This window comes from Bartonella sp. AA97HXZ (assembly GCF_042196985.1).
Lineage (GTDB): Bacteria > Pseudomonadota > Alphaproteobacteria > Rhizobiales > Rhizobiaceae > Bartonella.
Genome location: NZ_JBHIRC010000043.1, coordinates 1 through 3,867 on the forward strand (window position 1 = coordinate 1; position 3,867 = coordinate 3,867).

A 3,867-nucleotide genomic window follows, 5' to 3' on the forward strand; every position below is an offset into this window, starting at 1 on the left:
CTGCCGTCTTTGCTGCCTTTATCAAAGCAACAAATGTTTCTCTTATCGTTTCTCTCGGATGCATGGGGGCTCCTGTTCAAATAGATTGATTTTTAATCATTTTTATTGTATTTGTGGATACATTTTGATATACATTCGTTATGGTAGCAAACATCAAAGTTCATGGCATAAATTGGGATGATGGTAACTGGCCAAAATGTGCCAAACATGGAGTTTCTAAAAAAGAAATTGAGTATTTATTCACTGAACCTGGAAATCTCGTCATAAAGCATGACCCCAATATTAAAGAAGAGCGTTTCAGAGCCATTGGACGAAGCTATAATGAACGATATATTTTTTTAGTTTTTACCTTAAGAACAATAAAGAACGAATTGTTTGTACGTCCTATTAGCGCTCGTTATATGCACCAAAAGGAGATTGATTTTTATGAAAACCTCTAAATTAAAACAAATGCCCGTTTTTAAGACGGATGAAGAAGCAGAAAACTTTGTTGATACTGCAGATCTTACTGATTATGACTTAACTGGTTTTAAGCCTGTTCATTTTGAATTCTTACCTAAAGAAGCCTCTATGAATATTCGCTTACCTCAAGCACTTATGAAGGCTTTAAAGGAAAAAGCTAAAAATCAAGCTATCCCTTACACACGCTATGTTCGACATCTCATCGAACGAGATTTACGAAAAAGCCATCGTAATTGATCCATATCCTCTGTAGAGGATATAAGAAAGGATGAAACATGAACAATAATCATTATACCTATCGTGTTTTGTGGTCGCAAGAAGATGAGGAATATGTCGGATTGTGTGCAGAATTCCCATCCCTTTCATGGTTAGATGCTCAAGCAGAGAAAGCTTTAAAAGGTATTATGGACCTTGTTTCAGAAGTTGTTGAGGACATGCAACATAATGGAGAAGAAGTTCCTGTGCCTTTGTCACATGGTAAATACAGTGGTAAGTTTCAATTAAGAATACCACCAGAGCTCCATAGAAAACTTGCAATACAAGCCGCTGAAAATGGTGTGAGTTTAAACAGATACATTTCCTCTAAACTTTGAATCTTTTAAAAGTCTATACGTACTAAAAGAAAATTAATTCTTATGAAAACCTCTAAATTAAAACAAATACCCGTTTTTAAGACGGATAAAGAAGCAGAAAACTTTGTTGATACTGCAGATCTTACAGATTATGACTTAACTGGTTTTAAACCCGTTCATTTTGAGTTCTTACCTAAAGAAGTTTCTTAACCACCTCCCCATTTTGAGAACGGGGAGGGAAGATGTGTTTTTAAATTAAGCAACCTTTTTAATGGGGTTGTCTAAATTTGGTTCATAAGTTCGCAACAAAGAATCCATACGATGTGGAAGTTCTGAAGCTCCAAAATCTGTCAAAATTGCCAAGATTTTTGTAATATTGGGCACGTCATCTTGAAGCTTTAAAACCAGAGCATCTACGACCGATTCCATAACCTCAACTATAGCATTGCAGTCCTCATCTCCAATGCCTCGATGGTTAGAAAGCTTAAACAATGCCATCCACAAATCGCATAAGAAGTCGACACTGCTATTCATTGCACACCCCCAAAGATTTGTTCTCTCAAACATGCCAATCCTCTAGATGTGATTTTCGTTGAAGGCAGCACCTTTTCTGTTCCATCCGGTCTTTGAATGGTAATAGCAGGGCAATCCATGAATCCTTTCTTGATCTTATCCTGATAAGGTAACAATGGCGCCCCTGGAGCACGTCGATACACCCAATCATGTTTACGCAAGTAATCCGTTAAATCCTTTGGTCGTACTTCAAGCATCTTTGCTGCTTCAATAAGACCAAACAACCCATCAGAGCGTTTTAAACCTTCCAAAGCTTTTGCTTTTGGTGCTAATTCAGCAATGGTGTTATCCTTTTGCTCAATTTGGTTTTGTAAATGTGTCAAAAAGCCAATCATTGCTTGAGGACTTGAGTAGTCTATCTGTGGAACAGCTACCTGCTTTTCCAACTCTTGCCAGCGGTCAATAATCTTTGCTCGTAAAGCAGTACTGTAACCAGAAACAAGAATTAAACATTCGCGCTTAGGTAAGTTATAACAAGGGCGGCTTTCACCTTTTGCATCAACGTAAGTACCGATAAAATCAACCAATCCAAATTTGGAGCCGTTAAGTTCTTCAAGCATCTTCTTGATATCACGCATAATATGTGCGTGCTGCTTTTTACACAAATCAGCAATTTCACGACTAGACATAGTTTGATGGATAGCACTATTAGCAGTGTTTCCTTTAATTTCTATAAGAGTGTTCATGATGAACTCCTATTGGTTAGACGTTTTTGATTGACACTTTTATAAATAAAGTGCCGGGTGCTCAAAAACACGGCCAATAGTCCGTCGTTATGCTTTTCCCATCAAGAGTATTGTATAGCATAACCACACCCGACGAGATCATTATATGCGTGTAACATACAATGAGTCAAAGCCTTTAATGTGCGAAAATAAACTATCTCGGTAGCTTATCTGCTTAGTATTTAAGGTGTTCGTTAGGTTCCTGTTTCGATTATTCATACTCCTATAATAATATCACTTTTTTCTAAAAATCATAAGCACATATTTACTTTATTTGTCGACTCACTTTAGATTTTCCAGCTTAGTTTTTTATTTATAGTGGAGGGGACAATAATGCTCGACATACTTGATACAATTGCGATGATCGTATGTTTGTTGTCGTTACCGGTGATGGTTGTCGGACTTGTTTTAGTGTGTATAAAAAAATGGTGCAAAAATGGATTGAAAACCCTTGGCATTGGAGTCTTATTATTTCTCGGCTCTGCAATATTAGGTGCGTTTTTTTTTCACAAAATCAAACCAGATCAAGTTGCGTACAATAATGAAATTTTTTCCTCCTCCTCAACTTTATTAATAGATGTTGCTACTCAAAATGAAAGCGTGACAAAGGCACTACCTGAGAATACTGATAAGCAAAGTATCCATGTTCAAGATAAAAAGTCAGACGAAAATGATGGTCTAGGTTTTTGGGGATGGTTCAGGTTAATTTTCTTTGCATTTATTGCATTGTCTATTTTTGTTCATTGGCAAGATAAACGCAACAAACGTTTTAAAGAAAAGGTTTCAGAGCAGGTTTTAATGCCTCCCCCGCATATCCATCCTTCTTCTGATTTATCAGTTGTTAATAAAATGTCGCCGGAACTTGAAAAAAAACGGTTAGAAAAGAGGGTACAGATCGTTCTTCTTTGTGCTCTACTGATTGGAGGCATTGTGGTAACAGTAACTATTACGCCATGGTTATTAGTACCCATTTTTATTGTTTTAATTTTTGTTATTATTGCCTATCGTGAGACAAAAAAGGAAAAAAGCTTTGAGCAAGAAGTTGCTCTGTGGCAATCAGATATTCCTCCCTCTAATTTTGAGGAAGCATGTGAAATGTTTCAAGAACTTGACGCAAGTGAATATGATTATCGTTTAGTACAAAATGAAAAACTGTTGGGAGTTCAAGAACGCGTTACCTTTGATATTGGCGAAAATACTCCAATTTTAGGACGTCTTTTAGTAACAAATCAAGCTATTGTATTTGAAAGCCCTGAAGATAATGAAAGGACTACTTGGGCAAGAATTGCATCAGTAACTATAACATACCAAGGATGTCACATCAGTCACCGTACCGGCGCACCATGGAATTACCGATTTAGTGCTATTCCAAATCCAAGGTTTGCAGCAGTAATCCGGGTTCTTGGGCAGCCTTATTGATTTTGAAACACACAAGACAAAGGTTCCTCATTGTTTTTTCTCCCGCAAGATAAGCTTATACATACCGGATTCAGAGGCTTGGACATCTGTAACAGTGAAGTGTTCTTGAGAAGAGG

Annotated in this window: 7 protein-coding genes; 5 read left to right on the plus strand and 2 right to left on the minus strand. The window is 37.0% G+C overall.

Going from position 1 to position 3,867, the window contains the following annotated elements:
• Positions 1–140: 140 nt before the first annotated feature.
• From ACFINE_RS09260 to ACFINE_RS09275, 4 genes are read left to right on the plus strand one after another with little or no spacing between them, the layout of a single operon-like run.
• On the plus strand, positions 141–440 hold the full coding sequence (locus tag ACFINE_RS09260) for a BrnT family toxin (protein ID WP_012754723.1): 300 nt from the start codon (positions 141–143) through the stop codon (positions 438–440).
• Positions 427–699 carry a CopG family antitoxin gene (locus ACFINE_RS09265; protein ID WP_012754724.1) on the plus strand — a complete coding sequence of 91 codons (273 nt, stop codon included), beginning with the start codon at positions 427–429 and terminating at the stop codon, positions 697–699. The genes ACFINE_RS09260 and ACFINE_RS09265 overlap by 14 nt, the downstream gene beginning before the upstream one ends.
• A gap of 38 nt (positions 700–737) precedes the next feature.
• The gene (locus ACFINE_RS09270; protein WP_004856761.1) at positions 738–1,055 is read left to right on the plus strand and encodes a type II toxin-antitoxin system HicB family antitoxin; all 318 of its coding nucleotides are present in this window, start codon (positions 738–740) and stop codon (positions 1,053–1,055) included.
• Positions 1,056–1,097: 42 nt separating this feature from the next.
• Positions 1,098–1,244, plus strand: coding sequence for a CopG family antitoxin (locus ACFINE_RS09275; protein WP_375621833.1), 147 nt, complete (start codon positions 1,098–1,100; stop codon positions 1,242–1,244).
• Between the two features lie 45 nt (positions 1,245–1,289).
• On the opposite strand, the gene ACFINE_RS09280 is transcribed toward ACFINE_RS09275, so the two are convergent.
• Both ACFINE_RS09280 and ACFINE_RS09285 read right to left on the minus strand, forming a co-directional pair.
• On the minus strand, positions 1,290–1,568 hold the full coding sequence (locus ACFINE_RS09280; RefSeq protein ID WP_006589100.1) for a hypothetical protein: 279 nt from the start codon (positions 1,566–1,568) through the stop codon (positions 1,290–1,292).
• Positions 1,565–2,293 (minus strand): phage antirepressor KilAC domain-containing protein, encoded by a 729-nt coding sequence (locus ACFINE_RS09285; protein WP_375621834.1) that lies wholly within the window; start codon positions 2,291–2,293, stop codon positions 1,565–1,567. The genes ACFINE_RS09280 and ACFINE_RS09285 overlap by 4 nt, the downstream gene beginning before the upstream one ends.
• 372 nt (positions 2,294–2,665) lie before the next feature.
• Between ACFINE_RS09285 and ACFINE_RS09290 the strand changes: the two genes are divergently transcribed.
• On the plus strand, positions 2,666–3,751 hold the full coding sequence (locus ACFINE_RS09290; protein ID WP_375621835.1) for a hypothetical protein: 1,086 nt from the start codon (positions 2,666–2,668) through the stop codon (positions 3,749–3,751).
• The last annotated feature ends 116 nt before the right edge of the window (positions 3,752–3,867 follow it).

What these genes read in the sequence shown, in the direction of transcription:
- ACFINE_RS09285 (WP_375621834.1), bottom strand. Translation starts at nt 2,293, where the DNA reads ATGAACACTCTTATAGAAATTAAAGGAAACACTGCTAATAGTGCTATC.
- ACFINE_RS09290 (WP_375621835.1), top strand. Translation starts at nt 2,666, where the DNA reads ATGCTCGACATACTTGATACAATTGCGATGATCGTATGTTTGTTGTCG.
- ACFINE_RS09270 (WP_004856761.1), top strand. Translation starts at nt 738, where the DNA reads ATGAACAATAATCATTATACCTATCGTGTTTTGTGGTCGCAAGAAGAT.
- ACFINE_RS09265 (WP_012754724.1), top strand. Translation starts at nt 427, where the DNA reads ATGAAAACCTCTAAATTAAAACAAATGCCCGTTTTTAAGACGGATGAA.
- ACFINE_RS09280 (WP_006589100.1), bottom strand. Translation starts at nt 1,568, where the DNA reads ATGAATAGCAGTGTCGACTTCTTATGCGATTTGTGGATGGCATTGTTT.
- ACFINE_RS09275 (WP_375621833.1), top strand. Translation starts at nt 1,098, where the DNA reads ATGAAAACCTCTAAATTAAAACAAATACCCGTTTTTAAGACGGATAAA.
- ACFINE_RS09260 (WP_012754723.1), top strand. Translation starts at nt 141, where the DNA reads ATGGTAGCAAACATCAAAGTTCATGGCATAAATTGGGATGATGGTAAC.